The following is a 24803-nucleotide window of genomic DNA, read 5'->3' as shown; positions in this document are numbered from 1 at the left end:
CCTCACCGCACCCGTGCCAGCAGCCGGCGCGCGCGTTCCACGACAGGCAGGTCGATCATCGCGCCCTCGAAAGCGACGGCGCCGGCGCCCTTGGCCAGCGCCTCCTCGAAGGTGGCGATCAGGCGGCGAGCGCGGTCGGCCTCGGCCGGCGCCACGCCGTACTCCTCGTTGATGATGGGCACATGCAGCGGGTGGATGCAGGAGGTGCAGGCGAAGCCCAGCTTGCGCGACCGCTGCAGGGCCTTCCGGTAGCCATCGAGGTCGTTGAAATCGGCGAAGGCGCCGACGGCACCCAGCGGCAGGATGCCGGCCGCGCGCGTCGCCGCCAGCAGCATCATGCCGAAATGGTACATCAGGTCGGCGCCCGGCACGGCTTCCAGCTCGGTCGAGAGGTCCTCGCTGCCCACCGCCATCGCAGCCATGCGCGGATCGGCCGCGGCGATGGCGTAGAGGTGCGGCAGCGCCTGCGGCGTCTCCACCAACGCGATGAAGCGGGTGCGACCGATGGGCAGACCGAGCGCCGCCTCCCGCGCGCCGACCACCTCCGACAGCAGCCTGATATGCTCTGGCCCCATCACCTTTGGCAGCATCAGCGCCGTCACCTCGGGCCGCACCGCGGCGGCGATGTCAGGGACGGCGATCTCCAACTGACGATTGATCTCGCACGGCGACCTCGGCGCCACCCTGGCCGACGACGGCGGCCGCCGCCGGCAGCGCCGCGCGTGCTGCGTCCTTCTCCGGCGGCGGGATGCTGTCCTCGAGATCGAGGATGATGACATCGGCGCCGCGGGTATGCGCCTTGGCGACGAAGCGCTCGGCGGTCACCGGTACGAAGAGCAGGGAGCGCCAGTTCGGCAGCGTCATTGGCATGGTCCTCATTGGGCGGCGCCGGCGTCGCGCAGCGCGGCGATCTCGGCCGCACTGTAGCCGGCCTCCGCCAGGATGGCGTCGGTCTGCGCGCCGGGGCGCGGGGCCGGCAGCGTCTCCTCGCGCATGCCGCCGGCGAAGGTCACCGGCGTGCGGGTGCGGCGGATCCGGCCCTCGGTCGGGTGGTCGTCGAATTGCCAGAAGCCGACATCCTGCAGATGCGGGTCATCCAGCAGGTCGTCGAGGCTGTTGTAGCGCGCGGCGGGAACATCGGCTGCGGCGAAGATCTCCAGCCATTCCTCGGTGGTGCGCCGCGCCAACCCTTCGACGCGGATGCGGAAATACGCGGCGGCGTTCTCGGTGCGGGCGATCGGCGTGTCGAAGCGCGGGTCGTCCTTCAGCTCCGGCCGGCCGATCGCGTCGAAGAAGGCGAAGGCCTGCGGATTGCTGTTGGGCTGGACGGTGATGTAGCCGTCCTTGGTCGGCAACGGCCGGTAGTCGGGGCTCAGCAGGCGGGCATCGCCGGTCGGACCTTCCGGCGGGTCGAAGGTGGCGGCGCCGAGATGTTCCGAGGTGACGAAGCTCGCCGCAGTCTCGAACATCGGCACCTCGATCGCCTCGCCCTGCCCGGTCTTCTCCCGCCGATACAACGCGAAGCCGATCGCCTGCGCCGCGACCAGGCCGGTGATGTGGTCGGTCATCACCATTGGCACGAAGCGCGGCTCGCCGGTTGCGCGTTCGAAGGTGCCGGCGACGCCGGACAGCGACTGGATCACCGGGTCATAGGCCGGGCGCCCGGCATAGCGCCCGCCCTCGCCGAAGGCGACGATCCCGCAATGGATCAGCCGCGGATTCAGCGCCGCGAGCGAAGCGGGATCGAGCCCCGCGCGCGCCAGCCCGGCCGGGCGGACATTGGAGACGAAGACGTCCGCCTCCGCGATCAGCCGCTTCAGTGCCGCGAGGCCGGCCGGCTTCTTGATGTCCAGTGTGATGGCGCGCTTGTTGCGGTTGAAGTTGATGAATTTGCCGGACATGGCGGGGGAGCGCGAGCCGGCCGCGAGGTAGCGCAGGATGTCGCCGCCCGGCGCCTCCACCTTGATCACCTCGGCGCCCTGGTCGGCCAGCGTACGGGTGCAGATCGGCCCGACGACGACCGTTGTCAGGTCGACGACCTTCACCCCTTCCAAGGGCCCACCGGCCATTACGCAAACTCGCAATCGAGCTGGGCGCAGAGGTTGCCGTCGCGATCCTGCACCCAGGCCAGCACCTTGCCGTCCTGCGGCGCATGGCCGCACAGGGTGACGGTGTCGCCGACATAGATGGGCCGGGTCAGCCGCGCGGAGAAGCCGCGCAGCGTGCCCGGCGTATGCGCTACCGCCGCGTCGAGCAGCAGCTGCATGGTCAGGCCACCATTCTGCACGGTGTTCGGGTAGCCTTCCTCCTGCCGCGAATAATCCGCGTCGTAGTGGATGCGGTGCGCGTTCCAGGTGATGGCAGAATAGCGAAAGACCAGCGGCGCGCTGAGCTGCTTCGCGATGCTCCAGGCCGCCCCGGCCGGCGCCGGCACGGGCGCCCCGGTGCCGCTCTTCTCGCCCGGCTTCACCGCTTCGCGGTAGATGGCGTCGAACTCGTCCACCGCGATCACCTGGCCGGCACGTCGGATGGTATGACGCATGGTCAGCACGGTGATGAAGCCGGTGCGGGCCTGCTTCGGCACGATGGCAGCGACCTCCGCCGTCTTGCTGGCAATGTCGCCGACGCGAAGGCTGTCATGGATCGTCACCCGCCGCCCGGCGCCCATGCGGCGCGGCAGCGGGATCGGCGGCAGGACCACGCCCGGCTTCGGATGGCCGTCGGGACCGATCTCGCTCTGCTGCGGCGCATCGGCGAAGAACAGCGTGAACCAATGCGGCGGCAGCGGGTCGCCGCCTTTGAAGCTGGCCGGGTCCATGTCGAGCATGCCGGCGATGCGGCGCACCGCGGCCAAGCCGACATCCTCTTCCACCACGCGGGTGCGGCCGACCCAGGATTGCAGCTCGGGGCTCAAACTCTCGGACATCATGCGATCCTATTCGGCAACCAGGTTCAGGCGGCAGATCATGCCGCGCCAGCGCACACCGTCCCGGTGGGCGCGGGCGGCGAATTCCTCCGGCGCGTTCGGCGCAGCGGCATCGGCGCCGACCCGGGCATAGGCCGCGCGCACCACCTCGTCGCGCAGCGCGTCGTTCATGGCGGCGTTCAGCCGCTGCACGGCTTCCGGCGTGGTGCGGGACGGCACGGCGAGGCCGAAATAGGCGCTGGCCTCGAAGCCAGGGATGCTCTCCGCCATGGCCGGGATGCCGGGCCATTCGGGGCGGCGCGCCGGCGTCGTCAGCGCGACCGGACGCACCCCCGCGGCGCCGCGGATGGCCTCCGCCTCCGGCACGCCGAGGCAGCGCGCATGGACGCGGCCGGCCAGCATGTCGGCCATGGCCTGGGTACTCTGGCGATAGGGCACGTGCACCATCTCGAGGCCGAGCCGGGCGCCGATATCCTCCATGATCAGGTGGGTGATGGCACCGACGCTGGCCGAGGCATACGTGAAGCGGCCCGGATTGGCCTTGATCCAGGCCAGCACGGCAGAGAAATCGTCGCCGGGGATCGAGTTGTGCACGATCAGCATGTTCGCCGTGGTGCAGAACATCCCAACTGGCGTGAAGTCGCGCTCGGCATCGTAGGTGATGCCCTTGTAGAGCAGCGCGTTAAGTCCGCTGTTCGTACCGGCGCCGGCTACCAGGACGGTATAGCCATCGGGTGTGGCACGCGCGACCGTATCCGCCGCCAGATTGCCGTTGCCGCCCGGACGATTGTCCGCCAGCACCGGCTGGCCGAGCCGTGTCGACAGCGCCTCCGCCGTCACCCGGCTGACGATGTCGGTCTGGCCGCCGCCGCCGAAGGGCACCACCAGGCGGATCGGCCGTTCCGGCCAGGCGGCGCGGGCAATGCCCGGCGCGGCGAGCATGCCGCCGAGCACCAGGCGTCGCGTCGGGAAAGCGGTCATGGATGTCTCCTCGCGCGCATCCTAGCGCCCCGCCGGCTGGAGGAAGAGGGCGAGATCCGGGGATGTAGGTGGTCAGGAACAGCACGATCAACATGACCAGGATCTGCGGCCAGATGGCGCGGGAGATGCGCGCCAGCGACAGGCCGCTCATCGCCATGCCGATGAAGAGGCAATAGCCGATCGGCGGCGCTGCCATGCCGATAGACACGTTCGTCACGATGATCGCACCGAAATGGATCGGATCCACGCCGAAGCGGTTGGCGATGGCGATCAGCATCGGCCCGAGGATCACCATGATGGCGATCTCGTCCATCACCGCCGCCAGCAGGAAGAAGGCGATGTTGAGTGAGGCCAGAGCCAGCCAGCGTTCCTGGATGTTGTCCGCCATCCAATGCGCGAAGCGGAGGCGAGCTGTTCCTGCGCGACCAGGATGCCGAAGCCGGCGGAGACCGCGATGATCGCGCAGACGATGGCGCTGGTGCGCATCGCGCCGGCGAAGATCGCCGGCAGCATCGGCAGCGTCAGCTTGCGCTCGACCAACAGCCCGACCAGCAGCGCATAGACGCAGGAGATCGCCGCGGCCTCGGTCGGGGTGAAGATGCCGCCATAGATGCCGCCGAGCACGACCAGCGGCGAGGCGAGCGCCCATTTGCCCTCGTGGAAGGAAGCCCAGGTCTCGGCCAGCGTCGCGCGGGGCAGCTTCGGCACCTTGTTGCGCTTCGCATGCACCCAGCAGATCACCAGCAGGCCGCAGGCCAGCGCCAGACCGGGCACGATGCCGGACAGGAAGAGCTTGCCGATCGACAGCTCGGCGACGATGCCCCAGATGACGAAGGCGATGGAGGGCGGGATGAGCGGCCCGAGCACGCCGGCCGAAACCGCGATGCTGGCGGCGAAGCCGCGGTCGTAGCCGGCCCGCGCCATGGCGGGGATAAGGATGGAGCCGATCGCCGCCGTGGTCGCCGGCGCGCTGCCGGAGATGGCCGAGAAGACCACCGCCGCCAGCACCGCGACCATCGCCAGCCCGCCGGTGCGGTGCCGCACCAGCGTGCCGGCCAAGTCGACCAGCCGTTGCGACAGGCCGCCGGCGGTCATCAGCTCGCCCGCCAGCATGAACAACGGGATCGCCAGCAGGCTGGATTGCTGGCTGCCGCTGATCAGCGCCTGGGCGAGGAAGGCGGGCTCGATATCGGCCAGCAGCAGCGCCGCGGTGATCGCCAGCGCGATGGCGATGGCGAAGGGGAAGCCAAGCACGACGAGCCCGGCGAAGCCCGCGGTCAGGCACCAGGAGATCGGGCTCATGCCAGCGGCTGCTCCGCCGGCGGCAGCGCGCCGCCGGGGCGCAGCATGCGCTCGAGCCCGAACAGCGCCATCAGCAGGCCGGCGATGGGCGCCAGCACGTTGAGGATCTCGATGGGGTAGCCGATCGCGGCCGAGACGCTGCCCGAGGTGATGTCGAGGAAGCGCCAGCCGCTCCACGCCAGGAACAGGCCGAGCGCCGCTGTCACCGCATCCGTCGCGCGCTCCGCCAGGATGCGGAGCCCGCGCGGCAGCAGGTCGGGCAACAGCGTCAGCCGTACATGCCAGCCCTCATGCACGCCGAGCGCGAGGCCGCCGAGCACCGACCAGCTGAACAGCAGCACCGCCAGTTCCTCGGACCAGCTCGGCGTGTCGCCGAAGACGTAGCGCATCACCACCTGGTAGGTGATGGCGGCCAGCATCAGCGCGGCGGCCAGCGCGATGCTGGCGCGCGTCACCCAGGCGATGCCGCGCGCCAGCGGGGAGAGCAGCGGCACCTATTCCACCGCCGCCAGGGCGTCCTTGATCACGTCGGCGCCGATCTGCCCCTTGAAGCTCTCGTACATCGGCAGCACGCCGCGGCGGAACGCCGCCTTGTCCGGCACCTCGTTCACCTGCATGCCGTGCTTCGTGAGACTCTCGCGGAAGACCACCTGCGCCGCGGCGTTCGAAGCGCGCTGCAGCCTGGTCGCCTCGGCCCCCGCCTCGGTCACCGCCGTTTTGAGGTCGGGGGGCAGCCGATCGAGGCTGCGCTTCGCGATCAGCAGCCCGATCATCGAATAGATGTGGCCGGTCAAAGAGAGGTACTTGGTCACCTCGTACAGCTTGTTCTGGTCGATAATGCCGAGCGGGATCTCGAGCCCGTCGATCGCGCCCTGCTGCACCGCGGTGAAGGTCTCGCCCCAGGCCATCGGCACCGCATTGCCGCCGAGGCTCTTGTACATCTCGATATAGATGGGGCTCTGCAGGACGCGGGATTTGATGCCCTTGAGGTCGCCCGGCGTCACGATCGGCCGGACGTTGTTGATCATGTGGCGGAAGCCGCCTTCCATGTAGCCGAGCGGCACGATGCCCTTCGATTCCAGGCGCTGCTTCAGGGAGGCGCCGACGGTCCCGTCCAGCACCTTCTGCGCCTGTGCCTCGGAGCTGAAGAGAAAGGGCATGTCGTTGACCTGGAAGGCCGGCTCGACCTGGGCGATCACAGCATTGGTGATGACGCCCATGTCGACGGTGCCGAGCCGCATGCCGTCGACCAGCGGGCGCTCGTCGCCGATGGCGCGGTTGGGGTAGAGCTGCACCTCGATCCGGTCACCCACGCGGTCCGCCAGCGCCTTCTGGAAGGCGCGGGCGCCGACCGCATAGGGATCCTGCGCGCCGTCGCCGCTAGTCCAGCCGATGCGAAGCACGGTCTTGCCCTGCGCGCGCAGGATGGCGGGCGCGAGGCCCATGGCGAGGGCGGCGGCGCCGAGGCCGCGGCGGCTGATGCTGGTCATCGGATCGTTTCCCCAATGGCCGGCTTGGTGCCGGCGCGTGGCCCAATGATACGGCCTCGCGCCGCCGCAACAAGTCGCTACGACGCCATCAGCCGCCCGTAACCTGGAACCGCGTCCGAATCCCGAGCCGCCGCAGCGCATGCCAGGCCATGACCTGGTTGCTGGTGATGACCGGCCGGCCGAGCGCCGCCTCCAGCCCGTCAATCAGCCCGGCGGAGCGGATGGCGGTGCAGCTGACGAAGCAGGCCTCCGCCCCCGGCGCGGCGCTCATGGCGTCGCGGGCTTGCCCGGCGATCGCGGCGGGCGGGATGTGCGCCATCTCGCCATTGGTGTTGACGCCGAGGCAGGAGCCGCCCGCGACCTCGATGCCATGCGCCGCCAGCCAGGCGACCTCGCGCGCATGGACGGCTTCGATATAGGGCGTGACCAGCACCAGCCGCCGCACGCGCAGCACCTCCAGCGCCGCCAGGATGCCGTCGGCGGTGCTGCAGGCCGGCAGGCCGGATGCCGCCTCGATCCGCGACCGGATGCCGCCGGCGCGGTCCGGCGCGAAGGTGGAGACGGCGGTGCAGTGGAAGCCGATCAGTGCGGGCCGCGCATCGGCCAGCAGGCGGGAGGCGGGCTCAAGTGCATCCAGCATCGCCTCCAGCTCGGCCTCGGAACTGCCGGTCAAGGCGAGCCGCGTGACCAGCGCGACGACGCCGGCGGGCAGCATGGCATGGATCTCGGGCTCCGCGACGCTGTTGCCGGAGGGCACGAGCAGGCCGATGCGGGCGCGGTCGCCGTAGTCGATGGTCCCGGCCCCGATGACCGGAGCGCCGGAGGCGTGGAGGGCTGAATCGGTGCCGCCACTCACAGCGAGGCCCTCGCCGCGGCCAGCCAGCTGCGGTCGATGTAATCGGCGGCGCGGCGCGGACGCTGCGGCAGGTCGCGGATCAGGCTGCTGATCTCGATGAGCGCCTGCACGCCGGCCTCGCTCGCCTCCCCGTCGCGCGGGAAGATGCGGTCGCGGGTATAGTCCTCCCAGGCTCGGTCGGCGTAGCGCTGCGCGATGCCGCTCTCCCGCATGGCGATGCGGCTGGCGGTTGCCTGGTCCGTATAGAAGCGCTCATGCGCCCGCAGGAAGCCGCGGCAGAAGCGCAGCACCAGGTCGCGGTGCGCCGCTGCCCAGCCGGCATCGACGTCGAGGCTGGTGAACTGGAAATCCGGCACCTCGTCGCGCGGGTTGCCGAGGCTGGTGAACCCCTCGTCCAGCGCGATCTGGTCGAGCGGCGCGCCCTGCAGCCCGGCATCGATCCCGCCCGAGCGCAGCAGGTCCCAGCGCGCCAGGATCGGACCGCAGGGGACGAGCTCGTAATCCCCCGGCCAGTGCAGCCCATGCCGCGCCAGCAGCTTGATAATGAGCGAGGAGGACCCCGCCCGCAGCGAGGAGACGCCGATCCGCTTGCCGCGCAGCCCGGCGTAATCCTGGATGCCGGCGCGGGCGATGAAGGAGAAGGGCAACCTATTGACGTTGCCGCCGATGATCCGCTGCGCGCCGCCCGCCTCGGCCTCCAGGATCACGTGCTCCGTCACGCCATAGGCGAGCTGCGCACGGCCGTCCCGCAGCCGGTCGTTCACCTCCTCGATTCCCTCGATATGGTCGATGCGGACATCGAGCCCTTCCGCGGCGAAGAGCCCGGCATGCAGCCCGATCCAGCAGGGCAGGTTGAAGTAATTGCAGGACACGACGGCGAGCGTCAGCTGGTCCATGATGGCGTTCCCCAGTTTTGGGCAGAAGGGAAGCACAGCATGGCCGTCATCGCCATCATCGCCCAGGGCGCCATGGGCGCCGGCATCGGCCGCCGCCTGTCGCAGCGCGGCGCCACGGTGCTGACCAGCCTGGTCGGCCGCAGCGCCGCCAGCGCGCAGCGTGCCGCCGCGGCCGGGATGCGCGACGCTATCGCGGCCGAGCTCGCCGGCGCCGACATCTTCCTCAGCGTCCTGCCGCCGGCGGAGGCCAAGGCCTGTGCCGCCTGGCTGGCGCCGGCCCTCGCCGCCGCGCCACGGAAGGCGGTCTACGTCGATTGCAACGCCATCAGCCCGGCGACCGCGACGGAGGTCGCCGCCATCATCGCCCCGACCGGCGCCGCCTTCGTCGATGGCGGCATCATCGGCGGCTCGCCGCGGGAGGATGGCTATACGCCGGTGCTCTACGTCTCGGGGCCCGAGGCCGACCGGCTGGCACCGCTCAGCGAACACGGGCTCGATGTCCGCGTCACGCCGGGCCCGGTCGGCGCCGCCTCCGCATTGAAGATGTCCTATGCCGGCATCACCAAGGGGCTGGTGGCACTGTCCTCCGCCATGATGCTGGCGGCGACGCGGGCCGGCGCGGCCGAGGGCTTTCGGACGGAACTCGCCCGCAGCCAGCCGCAGCTGCTCGCCTGGTTCGGCCGCATGGTCCCGCCAATGCCGGACAAGGCCTATCGCTGGGTCGGCGAGATGGAGGAGATCGCCGATTTCACCGGGCCGGAGGCGGCGGCGATCTACCAGGCGATCGCCGGCTTCTATGAAGGCATGGCGGCGGACCAGGCCGGGACGGGGGAGAAGGCGGCGGCACTGGCGGCCTTCCTGAAGGATCCGGCATGAAGGCCGGGGAGCAAGGTATTCTCCCCCGGGCCCCCTCATCTATTTTTCCGAGTCTGGCACTCGTCGCGCGGCGAGTGCCAAGGCCACAGAAAGGAAGGGAGGGGCTTGGGGAGGGAATACTTTTCCCTCCCCAACCTTACCCCTCTTCCGGCTTGAAGCCGGACGCCGCCACGATCGGCCCCCAGCTCTCGCGCTCGCTGCGGATGCGCTCCACGAAGGCCGCGGGCTCCATGATCTCGGGCGCGGATCCCAGCTTGGTCAGCACCTCCTGCACCTCCGTCGTGCGGGACGCGGCGGCCAGCGCCGCATGCAGCGGCTGCACCACGCCGGCCGGCGTGCCGGCCGGCAGCAGCACGCCGAACCATTCCTGCTTGGTCAGCGCCGGGAAGCCCAGCTCGGCGAAAGTCGGCACTTCTGGCAGGCGGGGGATCCGCTGCGGCGCGCTCACCGCCAGGATCCGCATCTGCCCGCCGAGATGGAAGGGCGTCGGCTCCGACAACACGTTCATCCCGGCAGTGATGACACCGGCCAGCACATCCGTCATCACCGGCGCGCCGCCGCGATAGGGCACGTGGTTCATCGGCAGGCCGGTCTCGCGGGCGAATCCCACGCCCATGAAATGCGGCATGGTACCGGGCGAAGGGCTGGCCCAGGCGATCTGCTGTTGCCCCTTCCCCCAGGCGATGAACTCCGCCAGCGTCTTCGCGGGATGGTCGGCGCGCACGGTGAAGGCAAAGGGGAAGGCGCAGACGGTTGTCACCGGCACGAAGTCGACCAGCGCGTCGTAGCGCAGCGACTTGTAGAGATGCGGGTAGATCGTCAGCATCGAGGCCGGGGTCTGGATATAGAGGCTGCCATCGGCCGGCGCGGCCTTCGCCGCCTCCAGCGCGATCCGGCCGCCGGCGCCCGGCCGGTTCTCCACCAGCACGTTGGCATTGAGCGGCGCCCGCAGCCTCTCGGCATAGGTGCGGGCGACGATGTCGGAGGAACCGCCCGGCGGCCAGCCGAGCAGCGCCTTGATGGTGCGCTGCTGCGCCAGGGCCGGCGCGGCGGGCAGGGCGCCGAGCCCCACCAGGGCGGCGCGGCGGGAGAGGTGGATCATCGTCAGCGTCCCTTGAAGACCGGCTTGCGTTTCTCGGCGAAGGCGCGCTGCGCCTCCTTGGTGTCCTCGGTGCCCGACAGCGCCACGGTCTGCGACTGCTCGTAGCGGTAGCCCTCGTGCAGCGGCATGTCCTCGACCAGGGTGAAGGACCGCTTGGCCGCGCGCACCGCCAGCGGCACCTTCTGCGCGATCTCGCGGGCGATGCCCTGCGCCGTCTCCAGCGCTTGCGCGCCGGGCACGCAGGCGGAGGCGACGTTCATCCGGTACAGCTCCGGCCCGGTGATGCGGCGCGCGGTGAACAGCATTAGCCGCGCATCGGACTGGCCGAAATGGCGCAGCACGTGCTTCACGCCGCCGGCAAGGCCCACATCGACCTCGGTCATCGACATGAAGCTGTCCTCGCTGACCACGACGATGTCGCAGCACAGCGCGAGCACGGCACCGGCGCCGATCGCCGCGCCGTTCACCGCGGCGACGATCGGCTTGTCGCATTCGATCAGGCTGTCGAAGCAGGCGCGGACCAGGCGGTTGTGCCGCGGATAGGCGCCTCGGACCTCGGTCATCCCAGGCCGTTCCTTCAGGTCGGCCCCGGCCGAGAAGGCGCGGCCGGCGCCGGTCAGCACCACGGCGCGCACCTCGGGGCTATCGTGCAGCACGTCGAAGAGCCGGCAGGTCTCCTCCCGGAACTTACCGTTCTGGGCGTTCACCGGGGGACGGTCGAGCGTGACGGTGGCGACGAAATCCGTGACCTCGACGCGATAGCATTCGAGGCCCTCAAGCCCTGGCAGCGGCATGGCCTTTTTCCCTGGACGTTCGGAAAGCGGTTTACCCGAGCCTCACCAGACCGGCCAGAGCCCCGGTGTGGCCAACTCCAGCAGGTGTCCGTCCGGGTCGCGGAAATAGACGCTGGTGCTGCCGCGCGGCCATTGCGTGCGGCCCTCGATGGCCACCCCCTGCGCCGCCAGCCGCGCCTCCCAGCCCGGCAGGTCCGCCGCCGCCACGGCCAGGGCGCAATGCACCGGCCCCTGCCCGTCATGCGGCGGGATGGTGCCGCCGGGCAGGTGGACCGTCGTGGTGGTGCTGCCGCGCAAGAACAGCAGCAGCGCGCTGCGGCCGCCGACCGGATAGGCGGTGAGCCGTTCATCGGCGAACATTGGTGAAAGCCCCAGCGCCGCCTCGTAGAAGGCCCGGGCGCGCGGCATGTCGTCCACGTAGAGCGCGGTCTCCAGCACGCCGGCAAGCGGTGGGGCATCGGCCATGCCGCATCCTTCCGCCTGCCGCGCCCTGGCGCAAGCCGGGCCGCATGCCGATATGTCGGACGTGCTCCGGACCCTTCTCCTCGCCGCGCTGCTGCTGCCGGGCCTCGCCGCCGCGCAGCCCATCCTGCAGGACCCGCCCGCCCCCGCCAGCCCGGCCGAGCGACAGCGGCAGCTCGAATCCTTCTGGTCGCGGCAGCAGCAGAAGGAAGCCGAGGACCGCTTCTGGAACGGACCGAAGGAGGCCCGCCGCAACCTGACCCGCGACCAGTTCGAACGCTGGGACTACCAGCGCTACCGCCGCCAGGGATGGCGAAGCTACCCGTACTAGGGCTAGCCTCCCGGCAAACGACCGGGAGCCGATCATGGCCCATGCCTTCGGCGGCGCCGCCGCGCCCGCCATCCTGCGCAACAGCGACCTCGACGCCGATGCGGTGCGGCAGGCCCGCATCGATCTCGCCGCCTGCTTCCGCATGGCGGCGAAGCTCGGCTTGCATGAGGGGATCTGCAACCACCTGAGCTTCGTCGTGCCCGGCCGGGACGACCTGTTCCTGGTGAACCCCTATGGCTGGGCCTTCTCGGAGATCACCGCCTCCCGCCTGCTGGTCTGCGACTTCCATGGCCATGTCGTGGCCGGGGAAGGCGTGCCGGAGGCGACGGCCTTCTACATCCATGCCCGGGTCCACAAGAACCTGCCGCGCGCCAAGGCGGCCTTCCACACCCACATGCCGAACGCGACGGCGCTGACCATGCTGGATGGCCCGCCGCTGGTCTGGGCCGGGCAGACCGCGCTGAAATTCTACGGCCGCACCGTGGTCGACGAGGAATATGGCGGCCTTGCCCTGGACGAGGCGGAGGGCGACCGCATCGCGGCCAGCATCGGCGAGGCCGACATCGTCTTCATGCGCAACCACGGCGTCATGGTGCTCGGCCCTTCCATCGCCGAGGCCTGGGACGACCTCTATTACCTCGAGCGCGCCTGCGAGGTGCAGCGCCTGGCCATGACCATGAACCGCCCGCTGAAGGTCGTGCCGCCCGCGATGGCGCGGAAGACCTACGACCAGATGCGGGAGGGCGACCGGGAGAGCGCCCGGCTGCACCTGGAAAGCGTGAAGCGCATCCTCGCCCAGGAAGCGCCCGACTTCGCGCGCTGACGCTGCCCCGCCGGGCCGGCGACCACCAGGACCATCGCCATGCAGATCCGCCACCGCACCGTCACGACCAACGGCATCCGCATGCATGTCGCGGAGGCGGGCGAGGGCCCCGCCGTGCTGCTCTGCCACGGCTTTCCCGAGGCTTGGCATTCCTGGCGTCACCAGATGCTGGCGCTGGCCGAGGCCGGCTACCGCGCCATCGCGCCCGACATGCGCGGCTATGGCGGGACCGAGGCGCCGGCCTCGGTCGCCGACTATACCATCCTGCACCTGGTCGGTGACATGGTCGGGCTGCTGGACGCGTTGGGGCTCGACCAGGCGGTCATCGCCGGGCATGACTGGGGGCGCCGGTCGCCTGGAACGCCGCGCTGCTGCGGCCGGACCGCTTCCGCGCCGTCGCCGGCCTTTCCGTCCCCTATGCGCCGCGCGGACCGGCCAGCCCCTTCGACCCGCTGCGCCGCGCCGGCCGCCACCGCTTCTACCAGATCTACTTCCAGGCCCCGGGCGTGGCGGAGAACGAGTTGCGGCGCGACCCGGCGGTGACGTTGCGGCGGACCTTCTTCACCCTGTCCGGCGACGTGCCGGAGGCGCAGCGCTGGAACCCTGACCTGCCGGAGGGTGGCTTCCTGGCCAGCCTGGCCGAGCCCGCCGCCCTGCCCGCCTGGCTGCCGGAGGCCGAGCTGGCGCTCTATGCCGAGACCTATCGCCGCACAGGCTTCCGTGGCGGGCTCAACTGGTACCGCAACATCGAGCGGAACTGGATGCTGATGGCCCCCTTCGCCGGCGCCCGCATCCAGGTCCCCGCCCTGTTCGTCGCCGGCCGGCGCGACCCCGTCCTCGGCTGGGCCGGCCGGGCGATGGAGGCGCTGCCGCAGGCAGTACCGGGACTGCTCGGCACCGTGCTGGTCGAGACCGCCGGCCATTGGGTGCAGCAGGAAGCCGCGCCGGAGGTCAATGCCGCCCTGCTGGGGTTCCTCAAGGGTCTTTGAGGCAAAGGGCCACAATCCGCCGGCTTCCCGCCATGATCCCGGCGCGATCCGGGCGCTTCATATGTTGAACCGACCCAGGAGGGTCCGACAGATGAAGTCTCGTATCGCCGCCGCCGCGCTTCTCGCCACCGCCCTCACCGCGACACCCTCGATCGGGGGGGCGCAGGCCCAGGGCTGGCACCGGGGTGGCGGCCCCGGCTGGGGTGGCCCGCCGCCCCGTGCCTACCACCACCATGGCGGCAACGGCGCCGGCGTCGCCGCCGGCATCATCGGCGGCCTGGCGCTGGGCGGGCTGGCGCTCGGCGCCGCCGGGCTGCTCGCCCCGCCGCCGCCCCCGGTCTACTACGCCCCGCCGGCCCCGGCCCCCTATTACGCGCCGCCGCCGGTCGGCTACTACGCCCCGCCGCCGGCCTATTACGCCCCGCCGCCCGCGGTGGTGTACCGCCCGGCCTACGGCTGGTAGCCGCGGGACTCACGCCCCCTGCTGCAGCCCGGCGCGGAGGGCGATCCCCTCCGCCCCGGTCGGATCGATCAGCCCCTCCCGCAGGAACAGGTCGATCAGCACCAGGTTGACGTTGAACTTCACTGCTTCGGTGTCCCGCACAGCATCGAGCACCCGCGCCACCGGCCAGAGCTCGAAGCGCTCCACTTCGTCGTCGTTCGGCCTCGGCTGGAATTCCTCCGGCAGGTCGAGGTCGAAGCAGTGCAGCAGGTCCCGGCGCATCCCGCCTTCCTCCCGCATCACGTAGGAAATGCGGCCGACCCGACGGGCCTGGATGGCGAGGTCGGCGGGCAGGCTTGCCTCCTCTGAGGCCTCCTTCACCAGGGTCTCCTCCGCGCCCATCCCGGCCGGGATGCCGCCGGCGACCAGGTTATCCAGCTTGCCCGGCGCAACCGCCTTGGACTTGCTGCGCCAACCCACCCAGAGATGCAGCCCGTCCGGTCGCCGCACCCGCCCGTTCACATGCACGCCCTGCGCGGCGATGCCGAAGGCCGGCAAGGCGCCGCGGTCGAGCGCGGCGAGGCTCGGGCCCTCCGGCGTGGCGCGGATGTCGAAGGGTTCGTCGCGCAGCCCTGAAATAGCCCCGCGCGGAAAGGCTGCGGGCGATGCCGGCCAGCGCCTCTGTTCGCGCGCCGGGGCTGCGGAGGCGGCCCGCCAGCGCCGCGCCCGCTGCGTCGAAATGGATGTCGCGCGGGAAGAAGGTCAGCGCCCGCGCGAGATCGGGGCCGAGCCAGCCGACCTGGGCCGCGCCGATGCGAAGGGGATCAGCCCGGCGGGGGAGGCCAGGTCGTTGCAGGCATCGATGTGGCGCTGGAAGGGGCTCATGGGTCGAGGCACGCCGGATGCGGGTTGCGGGCGACAGGAGAGGCCGGGATGGGTGCCGCCCTTCCCTGACCCTCCTTTACGCCGCCGCGCCGCCCCCAGATAGCCGGACCTGGACCGCCGCGATCGCCGGTCGGGTCGAGCGTTTCGATGCCCCGTCTTCGGCCGTGTCTTCCGCCAGGCCTGCGGCGCGACGCTGAGCGAGGCCTGTACCGCTTTCGGGGTCTGGTTCCCCGAACCGCCGGTGCCGGGCGGCACCCCGAACGCCGCCGATGACGCCGGCATCGTCAGCCGCCTGGGCTCGGTGCCGGGAGCCATGCCTCCCTGCGATCGATGCCCGCCGGACCAGGTTCCCGCCTGCGGACCGAAGGGAAGGCCCACGAAGATGGGACCATCCCACGCTGAGCATGACAGGTCGCCCGCCTGGCTGCCGCGGCGGCCGGCCCTGCCGACCGCCGCGGCGGAATGCCTGGCCGCTGGCTGGGACGGCCGGACCAGCCGCGGGACGGCTGGCGGGTTCTCCGGTCCGGCACCCGCCCCTATCCTGCGGCAGCATGGCAGGCGCCCGGCGCCTTCGCCCGTGCCGCCGGCCGTGCCGTCCCGCCCCGAGGGAGGGGCGTGGCATCCGCCCGTCCCGCCGCTGAGCCGGCGGCCAAATCAGTTGCAAAATCGCAGGGAGCAAGGGCCGATGAGCCTCGCCTTCGCCACCGAACTTCGGCTGCTGTCGGAAGACGAGCTGGACCCGATCTGCCGCAGCCACTTCCCGCTGCTCGATGAACTGCCGCGCGAGGCGGTGCAGGAGCTGGCGCGCTGGCTGCGCGCCCGCCGCGACCGCGCGCGCGATCTGATGGCCGACCACCGCCGCGCCAAGCGCGGCAAGTCGGCCGCGGCGATGCCGATCGCCGATGGCGATCGCGGCCTCGCCGCCAAGAAGCAGGTCTTCGCCGCCGGCCTCAAGCGGGTGAACGGCCGGCTGGATGCGCTGCTGGCGCTGGAGAAGCGTGCGCGCAACACCGAACGCCTGCGCGCCGCCCTGGCCCGCCGGCAGGCCGAGGCGCCGCACCATCCGGCGGCCGGCCACGGCGCGCATCGCGGCACGCGGCCGAAGCCCAGCCGGAAGCCGCGCCCGACCATCCATGCCGCGCGGATCGGCAGCGTCTCGCAGGCCGGCCGCAACGCCCAGGCCCGACGCGACGCGCGCGGCTGACCCGACCAACCCACGGAGAGCACCCCATGGCGAAATCCCCGGCCCCGGCACCGCGCGGCCGCGTGCTCGTGGACCTGGCGCTGCAGGGCGGCGGATCGCATGGCGCCTTCACCTGGGGCGTCATCGACCGGCTGCTGGAGGAGGACTGGCTGGAGATCGAGGGGATCTCCGGCACCTCGGCCGGCGCGATGAACGCGGCGGTGATGGCCAGCGGCTATGCCAGGGGCGGCGCGGCCGGGGCGCGGGCGGACCTCGCGGCCTTCTGGAAGCGGGTCTCCGACGCCGCGCGCTTCAGCCCCTTCCAGCGCGGGCCGCTCGACCGGATGCTGGGCCGCTGGACGCTCGACAACTCGCCCTCCTACCTCGTGGTGGACCTGCTGGCGCGGCTGATCTCGCCCTACGACATGCCGAGCTTCGGCGGAAACCCTCTGGAGCAGGTGCTGCGCGAGAGCGTGGACTTCCGGGCACTGGCCGAGGGGCCGATCAAGGTCTTCGTCACCGCCACCAACGTGCATACCGGCCGCGGGCGGATCTTCCGCAAGGGCGACATCACGCCGGCGGCGCTGATGGCCTCGGCCTGCCTGCCGCAGATGTTCCAGGCGATCGAGATCGACGGCGAGTCCTACTGGGATGGCGGCTTCGCCGGCAACCCGACCCTGGTGCCGCTGATCAACGAACTGGTCTCGGACGACACCATCCTGATCCCGATCAACCCGATCGAGCGGCCGGGCACGCCGCGCAGCGCGCGCGACATCCTCGACCGGGTGAACGAGATCTCCTTCAACGCCGTCGCGCTGAAGGAGCTGAAGATGCTGGCCCTGCTGCGCAAGGTGGCCGATGCCGGCGGCAGCGAGGGCGCGGCCTGGGCCCGCATGCGCATGCACATGGTCCGCAACGACGTGATGGTGGAGCTCGGCGCCTCCTCCAAGCTGAATGCGGAATGGGACTTCCTGACCATGCTGCGGGACGCCGGACGCAAGGCAGCCGGCGCCTTCCTGGCCGAGCATGGCGCCGCGATCGGCCAGCGCTCCACCGTCGATTTCGACCGCCTGCTGGACGGGGTCTGAGGCCATGGGGCTGTTCGGCATCCTGCTCGGCCTCGGCCTGCTCGTCTGGCTGGCCTATCGCGGCTGGAGCGTGCTGCTGCTGGCGCCCGCCGCGGCGATGGTCGCCGCCGCCTTCGCGGCGGAGCCGCTGCTGGCGCATTGGACCGAGACCTTCATGGGCGCGGCGGCGCGCTTCGTCGCCCAGTTCTTCCCGATCTTCCTGCTCGGCGCCCTGTTCGGGAAGCTGATGGAGGACAGCGGCGCGGTCACCGCCATCGCCGATTTCATGACCGCGAAGCTCGGGATACGGCGGGCGGTGCTGGCGGTGGTGCTGGCCGGCGCCATCGTCACCTATGGCGGCGTCAGCCTCTTTGTCGCCTATTTCGTGCTGGGCCCGATGGCGATGGCGCTGTTCCGCGCCGCCGACATCCCGCGCCGGCTGATGCCGGCGGCCATCATGGTCGGCAGCTCGACCTTCACCATGTCGGCGCTGCCGGGCACGCCCGCCATCCCCAACACCATCCCAATGCCCTTCTTCGGCACCACCCCTTCGCCGCGCCCGGTCTCGGCGTCGTCGCCTCCGGCATCATGCTGGGGATCGGGATGTGGTGGCTGCGCCGGGCGGAGGCGCGGGCCCGCGCCCGCGGCGAGGGCTTCGGCGACGACCGGCCCGGCGCCGCCGAGGCCGCGGCGGCCGATCCGGTGGTGCGCGAGCGTGCCGTGGCGGCGCGGGAATTCGACCCGGCCGAGATCCGCCACGGCGAGCAGGCGCCGGACGCCCCGCCGCCGGCCCTGGCCTTCCTGCCGCTCCTGGTGGTGATGCTGACCAACCTGGCGATGTCCTTCGTCGTCCTGCCCAACCTCGACACCGCCTTCCTGGAGGAGCCGCGCTGGGGCGGCGTGACGCTGGCGGCGGTCGGCGGCGTATGGGCGGTGGCGACGGCGCTGCTGGCCGGCATTCTGACGCTGCTGGCGACCAGCGGGCGGCGCATCCCGGCGCTGCGCGCCTCGGTCGATGCCGGCGCCAATGCCGCCGTCCTGCCGGTGGTCAGCGTCGCCAGCCTGGTCGGCTTCGGCGCGGTGGTCGCCGCAATGCCGGCCTTCGAGGCGGTGCGGGACTGGGTGCTCGGCATCGGCGGCGGGCCGCTGCTGTCGCTGGCCGTCGCCACCAACCTGCTGGCGGCGCTGACCGGCTCGGCCTCCGGCGGCCTGACCATCGCGCTCGAGGCGCTCGGCCCGACCTACATGGCGATCGCGGCGGAGCAGGGGATCGATCCCGGCCTGCTGCACCGGATCGCGGTGATCGGCGCCGGCACGCTGGACATCCTGCCGCACAACGGCGCGGTGATCACGCTGCTCGCGGTCTGCGGCTGCACCCACCGGGAGAGCTACCTCGACATCGTCATGGTGGCGATCGTGAGCTTGGTCGCCGCGCTGGCGGCGGTGATCCTGCTCGGCGGGCTGGTGGGGTCCTTCTGACGCCGCGCGCCATGGGCAACCGCCCCGGCGCCGGAGGCCGGGGCCGGTCAGCCCGGCGGCGGGGCGGCCGCGGCGGGCAGCCGCCCCGAGAGCAGCTCCGCCACCCAGCGGCTGCCCTCGAATTCCTCGCACAGGGCCAGCGCCAGGATCAGCCCCGGCACGCCGATGAAGGCGCCGGGGATGCCCCAGAGCAGCGCGCCGAGAAAGACCGCGACCAGCACCATGAAGGGCGAGAGCGCCAGCCGCGCGCCGGCGAGGCGCGGCTCCAGCGTGCTGCCCGAGAGGAACTGGATGGCCTGCAGCGCGGCGAAGACCGTCACCGCCGCCTGCCAGCTGCCGAATTGCAGGGCGGCGAAGAAGGTCGGGAAGAGGATCGCCAGCAGCGGGCCGATGAAGGGGATGTAGTTCAGCACGAAGGCGATCACCCCCCATTCCGCCGCCAGCTCCAGCCCCATCAGCCGGGCGAAGCCCCAGACCGCGAGGCCGGTGGCGACGCTCATCACCGTGCGCACCAGCATGTAGGCGCGCAGCTTGCCGGCGGTGCGGGTCAACGCCCGCAGCACCCCGGCGGCCGCCGGGCCGTCCTGCCCCAGCCGCGCCAGCTGCCGGCCGGCGACGCCGACCTCGAGCAGGCCCAGGATGACGAAGACCAGCGTGAGGCCGAGGAAGCCGAGCACCCCCTGCAGCTGCAGGATCACCGCCTGGGCGATGCGGACCAGCTGGCGCATGTCGAACTCGCCGGCCAGCGCGGCCGCGGCGCCGATGCCGCGCGCCTCCAGCCAGTCGAGCTTGGCGGCATAGAGCGCCTGGAGCTGCGCCGCATTGGCGATCACCCAGCGGGCGACGCGCCCGAACCCCCAGCCGATGGCGAGCGCGAGCAGCACCAGCACGACCAGCGTGACCAGCACCGCGACGAGCAGCCCCACAAGCTTCGGCGCCCGCGCCTGCACCGCCCGCTGCACCGGCCAGGCCAGCGCGATGGCGAAGAGCGCGAAGGCGACCGGCGCCAGCACCGCCTCGGCCAGGTGCAGCGCCACGGCGGCGAGGATGGCGGTGCACAGGCCGAGCATCCACCGTGAAGCATGATCCGTCATTCTCGCCGCCTTCCAGTTGCGCACAGGCTTGTGCAGCCGGTGCGGATGCGCAAGCAAGGCGCCCGGAATTGAGCGGTCGCCGGGACGGCAGGACCGCAAAGGGGACGTGATGCGCATGCCTGTCTGGATCCGGCGCCTGCCGCGTCGCCTCGCCCTCGGGGCGGCGATGCTCGTGGTCGCGCTGCTGGCCCTGCGAATTTGGGACAGCCAGCGCGGCCCGCCGCTCGCCCCCTGGCATCTGGTGGTGCCGGAGGAGTTGCGTGCTGCGGCGCTGGATGCCGCGGACTGGCCGGCCTACCTGGCCTCGGAGGCGGCCGCCTTCGCCACCGTGCGGCAGAAGGTGACCGAGGCGCTGGCGCCCGAGGACCAGGTCCCGGCCAACCGCTACTTCGCCGGCAGCCCGCTCTACCCGGCGAATTTCGCGCAGGACTGGAACCGCTCCTTCGTGCTCGAGCCCACGGGCGGCGAGCCGCTGGGGGCGGTGGTGCTGCTGCACGGGTTGACCGATGCGCCCTTCAGCCTCCGCCACATCGGCGCCCGCTACCGGGACCGCGGCTGGGTCGTGGTCGGCATCCGCCTGCCGGGGCATGGCACCGTGCCGGCGGGACTGACCGACGTGACCTGGGAGGACTGGCAGGCGGCGACCCGCCTGGCGGTGCGGGAGGCGCGCCGGCGCGTCGGGCCGGACCGGCCGCTGCATATAGTCGGCTTCTCCAATGGCGGGGCGCTTGCGGTGCAATACGCCCTCGACGCGGTGGTGGACCCGCGCCTGCCGCGGGCGGACCGGCTGGTGCTCGTCTCCCCCATGATCGGCATCACCGCCTTCGCCCGCTTCGCCGGCCTGGCCGCGCTGCCCGCCTATTTCCCGCGCTTCGCCAAGGCCGCCTGGCTCGGCATCGTGCCGGAGTTCATCCCCTTCAAGTACAACTCCTTCCCGGTGAACGGCGCCTGGCAGTCGCACCGGCTGACCGCGGCGCTGCAGGCGCAGGTGCAGCGGCTGGCGGCGGACGGGCGGCTGGCGCAGTTGCCGCCCATCCTCACCTTCCAATCGGTGGTGGACTTCACCGTCAGCACCCGGGCGGTGGTGGCGGCGCTGTACGACCGTCTGCCGGCGAAGGGCAGCGAGCTGGTGCTGTTCGACATCAACCGCAACGCCAAGCTCGGCCCGCTGATCACCCCGGCCACCAACGCGGCGCTCGACCGGCTGCTGCCCGCGGGGGCGCGGGCCTACCGCGCGACGGTCATCGCCAATGCCGGGCCGGGGCAGGCCGAGGCGGTCGAGCGGGTGACCGAGGCGGGGACGACGGAGGAGAGCGTCCGGCGGATCGGCCTCGCCTGGCCGCGCGACGTCTTCTCCCTGTCGCATGTCGCGCTGCCCTTCCCGGCCAGCGACGGGCTCTATGGCCTCGACCCCGACCCGGCCGACGCGCTCGGCGTCCAGCTCGGGGCGCTGGCGGTGCGCGGGGAGCGCGGGGTGCTGACGGTCAGCCCCGAGGCGCTGACCCGCGTCTCCTCCAATCCCTTCTTTCCCTATTTGCTGGCGCGAATCGAGGAAGGGATCGCGCCGGCCCGCTGAGGCCCCGGCCCGCCGCCGGGCGCTTTGGGACGCATGGCGCAGGGGCGGGACGCCGGGCTGATCCCAACCCCCGAGCGGGTCATTAGCTTGCGCCCTGGCGGCGGCCCGGCGCTGCCCTGCCCTCGAGCGCAGACCGGGATGAGGGAAACCACGATGCGCCCCCCGCGCCGCACGGCGAAAGCCCCGTCCCGCAAGCGGCCGCGCGCCCTGCTTGCTCTCCTGCTGCCCTTCATGCTGGTCGCCTGCGACGACGACGCGCCGCCGCCCGCGCCCGAGATCAGGCCGGTGCGGGTGGTGACCGTCGCGCCGCGCACGGGCGGCGACGTCTTCCCTGACCGGGACGGTCGAGGCCGAGACGCAGGCCAATCTCGCCTTCCGCATCGACGGGCGGATGGTGGAACGGCTGGTCAATGTCGGCGACCGGGTGTCCGGCGGCCAGCTCGTCGCGCGGCTCGACCCCACCAACGAGGAGAACAGCCTGCGCGCCAGCCGGGCCGAGCTGACCGCGGCGCGGGCCCGGCTGACCGAGGCCCGCAACAACTACCAGCGCCAGCGCGAGTTGCTGCAGACCGGCTTCACGACCCGGGTGCGCTACGACGAGGCGACGCGCACCCTGCGCAGCGCCGAATCGGCGGTCGACGCGGCGCAGGCGCAGGTGAACCTGGCCGAGACCCGGCTGGGCTACACGCGGCTGGAGGCGGACGCCGCCGGCACCGTCACCGCCCGTGGCGCCGAGACCGGCGAGGTGGTGCAGCCCGGCCGCATGATCGTGCAGGTGGCGCGGGAGGGTGGCCGCGACGCGGTCTTCGACGTGCCGCCGACGCTGAAGGACCGGGCGCCGGAGCATCCGGTGATCGAGGTGTCGCTGACCATGGATCCCAAGGTGCGGGCCACCGGGCGGGTGCGCGAGGTCTCGCCGCGTGCCGATCCGGTGACCGGCACCTTCCGCGTCTGGGTCGGGCTGGACGAGCCGCCGCCCGGGCTCAGGCTCGGCTCGACGGTCACCGGGCGCATGGAGATCGGCGGCGGCGCGGCGACCGAGGTCCCGGCCTCGGCGCTGACCCGGTCCGGCGGGCAGCCGGCCGTCTGGCTGGTCGATCCGCAGACCCAGACCGTCGCGCTGCGGCCGGTGGACGTGCTGCGCTTCGACCCGGCGCGGGTGCTGGTCGGCGGCGGGCTGGAGACCGGCGACGTCGTCGTCACCGCCGGCGTGCAGGCGCTGCGGCCGGGCCAGAAGGTGCGGCTGCTCGGCCAGCAGAGCGCCGCGCGATGATAGGCCCCAACCTCTCCGAATGGGCGATCAACCGGCGCTCGCTGGTCGTCTATTTTATGATCGTCTCGGTGATCGCCGGGGCGCTGGTCTTCCTGCGACTCGGCCGCAACGAGGACCCGGCCTTCACCTTCCGCACCATGATCGTCGGCGCCGCCTGGCCCGGCGCCACGGTGCAGGAGACGCTGCTGCAGGTGACCGAGCGGCTGGAGCGGACGCTGCAGGAGACGCCGAACCTCGACACGCTGCGCAGCTACACCGTCGCGGGCCAGACCACCATCTTCGTCGACCTGAAGGGCTCCACCCCCGCCGCGGTCGTGCCGGACATGTGGTACCAGGTGCGCAAGCGCATCGGCGACATGCGCCAGACCCTGCCGCAGGGGGTGCAGGGCCCCTTCTTCAACGACGATTTCGGCGACACCTTCGGCATCATCTACGGCTTCACCGCCGACGGTTTCAGCCAGCGGGAGCTGCGCGACCATGTCGAGGATGCGCGGTCCCGCCTGCTGCGGGTGCCCGACGTCTCCAAGGTCGAGATCCTCGGCGCCCAGGACGAGCGCATCTTCATCGAATTCTCGACCGAGCGGCTGGCCGGACTCGGCCTGAACTACTCTGCGCTGATCGCCGCGCTGCAGGCGCAGAACCTGGTCCAGCCGGCCGGCGTCGTCGAGACGGGGCGCGAGCGCCTCTCGGTCCGCGTCTCCGGCGCCTTCGAGACCGAGGCCGACATCCTCGGCGTGAACTTCGCGGTGGACGGGCGGCTGCTCCGCCTGGGCGACATCGCCGAGGTCCGCCGCGGCTTCGCCGACCCGCCGCAGCCGATGTTCCGGGTGAACGGGCAGCCCGCCATCGGCCTCGCGGTGGCGATGCGCGAGGGTGGCGACATCCTGGCGCTGGGGCGGAACATCCGCGCCGAGATGGCCGCGATCACCGCCGAGCTTGCCCATCGGCATCGAGCCGAAGCTGGTCGCCGACCAGGCGGCGACGGTGGACACTGCCATCGGCGAGTTCACCGAGAGCCTCTGGCAGGCAATCCTCATCATCCTCGTCTGCAGCTTCCTCAGCCTCGGCGTCCGCCCGGGCGCGGTGGTGGCGGCGGCCATCCCGCTCACGCTCGCGGTGGTGTTCCCGCTGATGCTGCTGGCCGGCATCGACCTCCAGCGCATCTCGCTCGGCGCCCTGATCATCGCCCTCGCCCTGCTGGTGGACGACGCGATGACGACGGTGGACGCGATGATCCGCCGCCTCGCCGCCGGCGACACGAAGGAGCGGGCGGCGACCTTCGCCTACAGCAAGCTCGCCGCGCCCATGCTCTCGGGCACGCTCATCACCATCGCCGGCTTCGTGCCGATCGGCTTCGCCGCCTCCTCGGCCGGCGAGTACACCTTCTCGATCTTCGCCGTGGTCGGCATCGCGCTGGTCGTCTCCTGGCTCGTCGCCGTGCTCTTCGCGCCGCTGATCGGCATGGCGGTGCTGAAGGCGCCGAAGGCGGGGCCGCCGAAGCCGCCCGGCCCGCTCATGCGCGGCTACACGGGGCTGCTGAACACGGCGATGCGGTTCCGCTGGATCACCATCAGGATCACCATCGGGGCCTTCGTCCTGGCCCTGCTCGCCCTGCCTCTGGTGCCGCAGCAATTCTTCCCAAGCTCCGACCGGACGGAGCTGACGGTGGACATGACGTTGCCGCAGAACGCCTCGATCGGGGCGAGCGAGACCGCCGTGGCGCGGCTTGATGCCTGGCTGGCGAAAGACCCGGATGTCGAGCGTTGGAGCACCTATGTCGGCCGCGGCGCCATCCGCTTCTACCTGCCGCTCAACGTGCAGCTCGCCAATCCCTTCTTCGCCCAGGCGGTGGTGGTGGCAAAGGACCTGCCGGGGCAGGAGCGGCTGCACCGCCGGCTGGAGACGCTGCTGGCCGAGGAATTTCCAGCCGCGATCGCCCGCGTCTCCCCGCTTGAGCTCGGGCCGCCCGTCGGCTG

25 protein-coding genes and 3 pseudogenes are annotated in these 24803 nt (G+C 71.7%); 13 read left to right on the top strand and 15 right to left on the bottom strand.

Annotated elements, in window-relative coordinates; translation table 11 throughout:
* Positions 1 to 2: 2 nt before the first annotated feature.
* The 10 genes and pseudogenes from ACQ86J_RS24770 to ACQ86J_RS24725 all read right to left on the bottom strand — a co-directional run bounded on the left by ACQ86J_RS24770 (position 3) and on the right by ACQ86J_RS24725 (position 8451).
* The gene (locus ACQ86J_RS24770; protein ID WP_431267619.1) at positions 3 to 647 is read right to left on the bottom strand and encodes an HpcH/HpaI aldolase/citrate lyase family protein; all 645 of its coding nucleotides are present in this window, start codon (positions 645 to 647) and stop codon (positions 3 to 5) included.
* Complete coding sequence (locus ACQ86J_RS24765; protein ID WP_431267618.1) at positions 628 to 864, bottom strand: aldolase/citrate lyase family protein; 237 nt, start codon at positions 862 to 864, stop codon at positions 628 to 630. Before ACQ86J_RS24765 ends, ACQ86J_RS24770 begins: the two co-directional genes overlap by 20 nt.
* Positions 865 to 875: 11 nt before the next feature.
* Positions 876 to 2045, bottom strand: coding sequence for a CaiB/BaiF CoA transferase family protein (locus ACQ86J_RS24760; protein ID WP_431267617.1), 1170 nt, complete (start codon positions 2043 to 2045; stop codon positions 876 to 878).
* 23 nt (positions 2046 to 2068) lie between these two features.
* Positions 2069 to 2929: an FAS1-like dehydratase domain-containing protein gene (locus tag ACQ86J_RS24755; RefSeq protein ID WP_431267616.1), complete on the bottom strand. Its 861-nt coding sequence runs from the start codon at positions 2927 to 2929 to the stop codon at positions 2069 to 2071.
* Between the two features lie 6 nt (positions 2930 to 2935).
* Positions 2936 to 3907, bottom strand: a complete 972-nt coding sequence (locus ACQ86J_RS24750) for a Bug family tripartite tricarboxylate transporter substrate binding protein (RefSeq protein ID WP_431267615.1) — start codon at positions 3905 to 3907, stop codon at positions 2936 to 2938.
* A gap of 115 nt (positions 3908 to 4022) precedes the next feature.
* A pseudogene (locus ACQ86J_RS24745) lies at positions 4023 to 5209 on the bottom strand (TRAP transporter large permease); the annotation flags it as partial.
* Positions 5206 to 5703: a TRAP transporter small permease gene (locus ACQ86J_RS24740; protein WP_431267614.1), complete on the bottom strand. Its 498-nt coding sequence runs from the start codon at positions 5701 to 5703 to the stop codon at positions 5206 to 5208. The gene ACQ86J_RS24740 and the pseudogene ACQ86J_RS24745, both read right to left, overlap by 4 nt.
* Entirely contained in the window at positions 5704 to 6699 is a 996-nt protein-coding gene (locus ACQ86J_RS24735) for a TRAP transporter substrate-binding protein (protein ID WP_431267613.1), read from the bottom strand.
* Between the two features lie 88 nt (positions 6700 to 6787).
* On the bottom strand, positions 6788 to 7555 hold the full coding sequence (locus tag ACQ86J_RS24730; protein WP_431267612.1) for a maleate cis-trans isomerase family protein: 768 nt from the start codon (positions 7553 to 7555) through the stop codon (positions 6788 to 6790).
* Positions 7552 to 8451 carry an ABC transporter substrate-binding protein gene (locus ACQ86J_RS24725; RefSeq protein WP_431267611.1) on the bottom strand — a complete coding sequence of 300 codons (900 nt, stop codon included), beginning with the start codon at positions 8449 to 8451 and terminating at the stop codon, positions 7552 to 7554. The genes ACQ86J_RS24730 and ACQ86J_RS24725 overlap by 4 nt, the downstream gene beginning before the upstream one ends.
* 39 nt (positions 8452 to 8490) lie before the next feature.
* On the opposite strand from ACQ86J_RS24725, the gene ACQ86J_RS24720 reads away from it, so the two are divergent.
* Complete coding sequence (locus ACQ86J_RS24720) at positions 8491 to 9327, top strand: DUF1932 domain-containing protein (RefSeq protein ID WP_431267610.1); 837 nt, start codon at positions 8491 to 8493, stop codon at positions 9325 to 9327.
* 136 nt (positions 9328 to 9463) lie between these two features.
* Here ACQ86J_RS24720 and ACQ86J_RS24715 read toward each other — a convergent pair whose 3' ends face one another.
* The 3 genes from ACQ86J_RS24715 to ACQ86J_RS24705 are packed head-to-tail and all read right to left on the bottom strand — an operon-like array spanning position 9464 to position 11688.
* Positions 9464 to 10429: a tripartite tricarboxylate transporter substrate-binding protein gene (locus tag ACQ86J_RS24715; RefSeq protein ID WP_431267609.1), complete on the bottom strand. Its 966-nt coding sequence runs from the start codon at positions 10427 to 10429 to the stop codon at positions 9464 to 9466.
* 2 nt (positions 10430 to 10431) lie between these two features.
* On the bottom strand, positions 10432 to 11223 hold the full coding sequence (locus tag ACQ86J_RS24710; RefSeq protein WP_431267608.1) for an enoyl-CoA hydratase/isomerase family protein: 792 nt from the start codon (positions 11221 to 11223) through the stop codon (positions 10432 to 10434).
* A gap of 42 nt (positions 11224 to 11265) precedes the next feature.
* Positions 11266 to 11688, bottom strand: coding sequence for a VOC family protein (locus ACQ86J_RS24705; RefSeq protein WP_431267607.1), 423 nt, complete (start codon positions 11686 to 11688; stop codon positions 11266 to 11268).
* Here ACQ86J_RS24705 and ACQ86J_RS24700 point away from each other — a divergent pair.
* From ACQ86J_RS24700 to ACQ86J_RS24680, 5 genes are all read left to right on the top strand, one after another.
* Positions 11687 to 12016 (top strand): hypothetical protein, encoded by a 330-nt coding sequence (locus ACQ86J_RS24700; protein ID WP_431267606.1) that lies wholly within the window; start codon positions 11687 to 11689, stop codon positions 12014 to 12016. The two genes, ACQ86J_RS24705 and ACQ86J_RS24700, sit on opposite strands and share 2 nt — an antisense overlap.
* Before the next feature lie 34 nt (positions 12017 to 12050).
* Entirely contained in the window at positions 12051 to 12839 is a 789-nt protein-coding gene (locus ACQ86J_RS24695) for an aldolase (RefSeq protein ID WP_431267605.1), read from the top strand.
* Between the two features lie 39 nt (positions 12840 to 12878).
* Positions 12879 to 13382 (top strand): alpha/beta fold hydrolase, encoded by a 504-nt coding sequence (locus ACQ86J_RS24690; RefSeq protein ID WP_431267604.1) that lies wholly within the window; start codon positions 12879 to 12881, stop codon positions 13380 to 13382.
* Positions 13361 to 13828 (top strand): alpha/beta fold hydrolase, encoded by a 468-nt coding sequence (locus ACQ86J_RS24685; RefSeq protein WP_431267603.1) that lies wholly within the window; start codon positions 13361 to 13363, stop codon positions 13826 to 13828. The genes ACQ86J_RS24690 and ACQ86J_RS24685 overlap by 22 nt, the downstream gene beginning before the upstream one ends.
* A gap of 91 nt (positions 13829 to 13919) precedes the next feature.
* Positions 13920 to 14291: a hypothetical protein gene (locus tag ACQ86J_RS24680; protein ID WP_431267602.1), complete on the top strand. Its 372-nt coding sequence runs from the start codon at positions 13920 to 13922 to the stop codon at positions 14289 to 14291.
* A gap of 9 nt (positions 14292 to 14300) precedes the next feature.
* On the opposite strand, the gene ACQ86J_RS24675 is transcribed toward ACQ86J_RS24680, so the two are convergent.
* Complete coding sequence (locus ACQ86J_RS24675) at positions 14301 to 14828, bottom strand: NUDIX hydrolase (RefSeq protein WP_431267601.1); 528 nt, start codon at positions 14826 to 14828, stop codon at positions 14301 to 14303.
* A gap of 1012 nt (positions 14829 to 15840) precedes the next feature.
* Between ACQ86J_RS24675 and ACQ86J_RS24670 the strand changes: the two genes are divergently transcribed.
* The 3 genes from ACQ86J_RS24670 to ACQ86J_RS24660 are packed head-to-tail and all read left to right on the top strand — an operon-like array spanning position 15841 to position 18225.
* Positions 15841 to 16359, top strand: coding sequence for a hypothetical protein (locus ACQ86J_RS24670; RefSeq protein WP_431267600.1), 519 nt, complete (start codon positions 15841 to 15843; stop codon positions 16357 to 16359).
* Positions 16360 to 16385: 26 nt separating this feature from the next.
* Complete coding sequence (locus ACQ86J_RS24665) at positions 16386 to 17426, top strand: patatin-like phospholipase family protein (RefSeq protein ID WP_431267599.1); 1041 nt, start codon at positions 16386 to 16388, stop codon at positions 17424 to 17426.
* A 4-nt stretch (positions 17427 to 17430) separates the two neighbouring features.
* Complete coding sequence (locus tag ACQ86J_RS24660; protein WP_431267598.1) at positions 17431 to 18225, top strand: hypothetical protein; 795 nt, start codon at positions 17431 to 17433, stop codon at positions 18223 to 18225.
* 706 nt (positions 18226 to 18931) lie between these two features.
* On the opposite strand, the gene ACQ86J_RS24655 is transcribed toward ACQ86J_RS24660, so the two are convergent.
* A complete protein-coding gene (locus ACQ86J_RS24655) occupies positions 18932 to 19978 on the bottom strand; it encodes an AI-2E family transporter (RefSeq protein ID WP_431267597.1) in 1047 nt (348 codons plus the stop codon).
* Positions 19979 to 20093: 115 nt separating this feature from the next.
* Between ACQ86J_RS24655 and ACQ86J_RS24650 the strand changes: the two genes are divergently transcribed.
* From ACQ86J_RS24650 to ACQ86J_RS24635, 4 genes and pseudogenes are all read left to right on the top strand, one after another.
* A complete protein-coding gene (locus ACQ86J_RS24650; RefSeq protein WP_431267596.1) occupies positions 20094 to 21554 on the top strand; it encodes an alpha/beta hydrolase in 1461 nt (486 codons plus the stop codon).
* Between the two features lie 331 nt (positions 21555 to 21885).
* On the top strand, positions 21886 to 22827 hold the full coding sequence (locus ACQ86J_RS24645; RefSeq protein ID WP_431272518.1) for an efflux RND transporter periplasmic adaptor subunit: 942 nt from the start codon (positions 21886 to 21888) through the stop codon (positions 22825 to 22827).
* Positions 22824 to 23711 (top strand): annotated as a pseudogene (locus tag ACQ86J_RS24640) (efflux RND transporter permease subunit); the annotation flags it as partial. The gene ACQ86J_RS24645 and the pseudogene ACQ86J_RS24640, both read left to right, overlap by 4 nt.
* Positions 23701 to 24561 (top strand): annotated as a pseudogene (locus ACQ86J_RS24635) (efflux RND transporter permease subunit); the annotation flags it as partial. The pseudogenes ACQ86J_RS24640 and ACQ86J_RS24635, both read left to right, overlap by 11 nt.
* Positions 24562 to 24803 lie beyond the last annotated feature (242 nt).

The sequence above is a fragment of the Dankookia sp. P2 genome, from assembly GCF_050632255.1.
In the GTDB taxonomy this organism is placed as follows: Bacteria; Pseudomonadota; Alphaproteobacteria; order Acetobacterales; family Acetobacteraceae; genus Paracraurococcus.
The sequence above is the reverse complement of the archived record's forward strand: the minus strand, read 5'-3'. Positions and strand labels throughout refer to the sequence as shown.

Bases quoted from the DNA above. Each gene is read 5' to 3' on its own strand.
- ACQ86J_RS24765 (WP_431267618.1), bottom strand. From the start codon at position 864: ATGACGCTGCCGAACTGGCGCTCCCTGCTCTTCGTACCGGTGACCGCC.
- ACQ86J_RS24755 (WP_431267616.1), bottom strand. From the start codon at position 2,929: ATGATGTCCGAGAGTTTGAGCCCCGAGCTGCAATCCTGGGTCGGCCGC.
- ACQ86J_RS24750 (WP_431267615.1), bottom strand. From the start codon at position 3,907: ATGACCGCTTTCCCGACGCGACGCCTGGTGCTCGGCGGCATGCTCGCC.
- ACQ86J_RS24735 (WP_431267613.1), bottom strand. From the start codon at position 6,699: ATGACCAGCATCAGCCGCCGCGGCCTCGGCGCCGCCGCCCTCGCCATG.
- ACQ86J_RS24725 (WP_431267611.1), bottom strand. From the start codon at position 8,451: ATGGACCAGCTGACGCTCGCCGTCGTGTCCTGCAATTACTTCAACCTG.
- ACQ86J_RS24720 (WP_431267610.1), top strand. From the start codon at position 8,491: ATGGCCGTCATCGCCATCATCGCCCAGGGCGCCATGGGCGCCGGCATC.
- ACQ86J_RS24715 (WP_431267609.1), bottom strand. From the start codon at position 10,429: ATGATCCACCTCTCCCGCCGCGCCGCCCTGGTGGGGCTCGGCGCCCTG.
- ACQ86J_RS24710 (WP_431267608.1), bottom strand. From the start codon at position 11,223: ATGCCGCTGCCAGGGCTTGAGGGCCTCGAATGCTATCGCGTCGAGGTC.
- ACQ86J_RS24700 (WP_431267606.1), top strand. From the start codon at position 11,687: ATGCCGCATCCTTCCGCCTGCCGCGCCCTGGCGCAAGCCGGGCCGCAT.
- ACQ86J_RS24705 (WP_431267607.1), bottom strand. From the start codon at position 11,688: ATGGCCGATGCCCCACCGCTTGCCGGCGTGCTGGAGACCGCGCTCTAC.
- ACQ86J_RS24695 (WP_431267605.1), top strand. From the start codon at position 12,051: ATGGCCCATGCCTTCGGCGGCGCCGCCGCGCCCGCCATCCTGCGCAAC.
- ACQ86J_RS24690 (WP_431267604.1), top strand. From the start codon at position 12,879: ATGCAGATCCGCCACCGCACCGTCACGACCAACGGCATCCGCATGCAT.
- ACQ86J_RS24680 (WP_431267602.1), top strand. From the start codon at position 13,920: ATGAAGTCTCGTATCGCCGCCGCCGCGCTTCTCGCCACCGCCCTCACC.
- ACQ86J_RS24670 (WP_431267600.1), top strand. From the start codon at position 15,841: ATGAGCCTCGCCTTCGCCACCGAACTTCGGCTGCTGTCGGAAGACGAG.
- ACQ86J_RS24665 (WP_431267599.1), top strand. From the start codon at position 16,386: ATGGCGAAATCCCCGGCCCCGGCACCGCGCGGCCGCGTGCTCGTGGAC.
- ACQ86J_RS24660 (WP_431267598.1), top strand. From the start codon at position 17,431: ATGGGGCTGTTCGGCATCCTGCTCGGCCTCGGCCTGCTCGTCTGGCTG.
- ACQ86J_RS24655 (WP_431267597.1), bottom strand. From the start codon at position 19,978: ATGACGGATCATGCTTCACGGTGGATGCTCGGCCTGTGCACCGCCATC.
- ACQ86J_RS24650 (WP_431267596.1), top strand. From the start codon at position 20,094: ATGCCTGTCTGGATCCGGCGCCTGCCGCGTCGCCTCGCCCTCGGGGCG.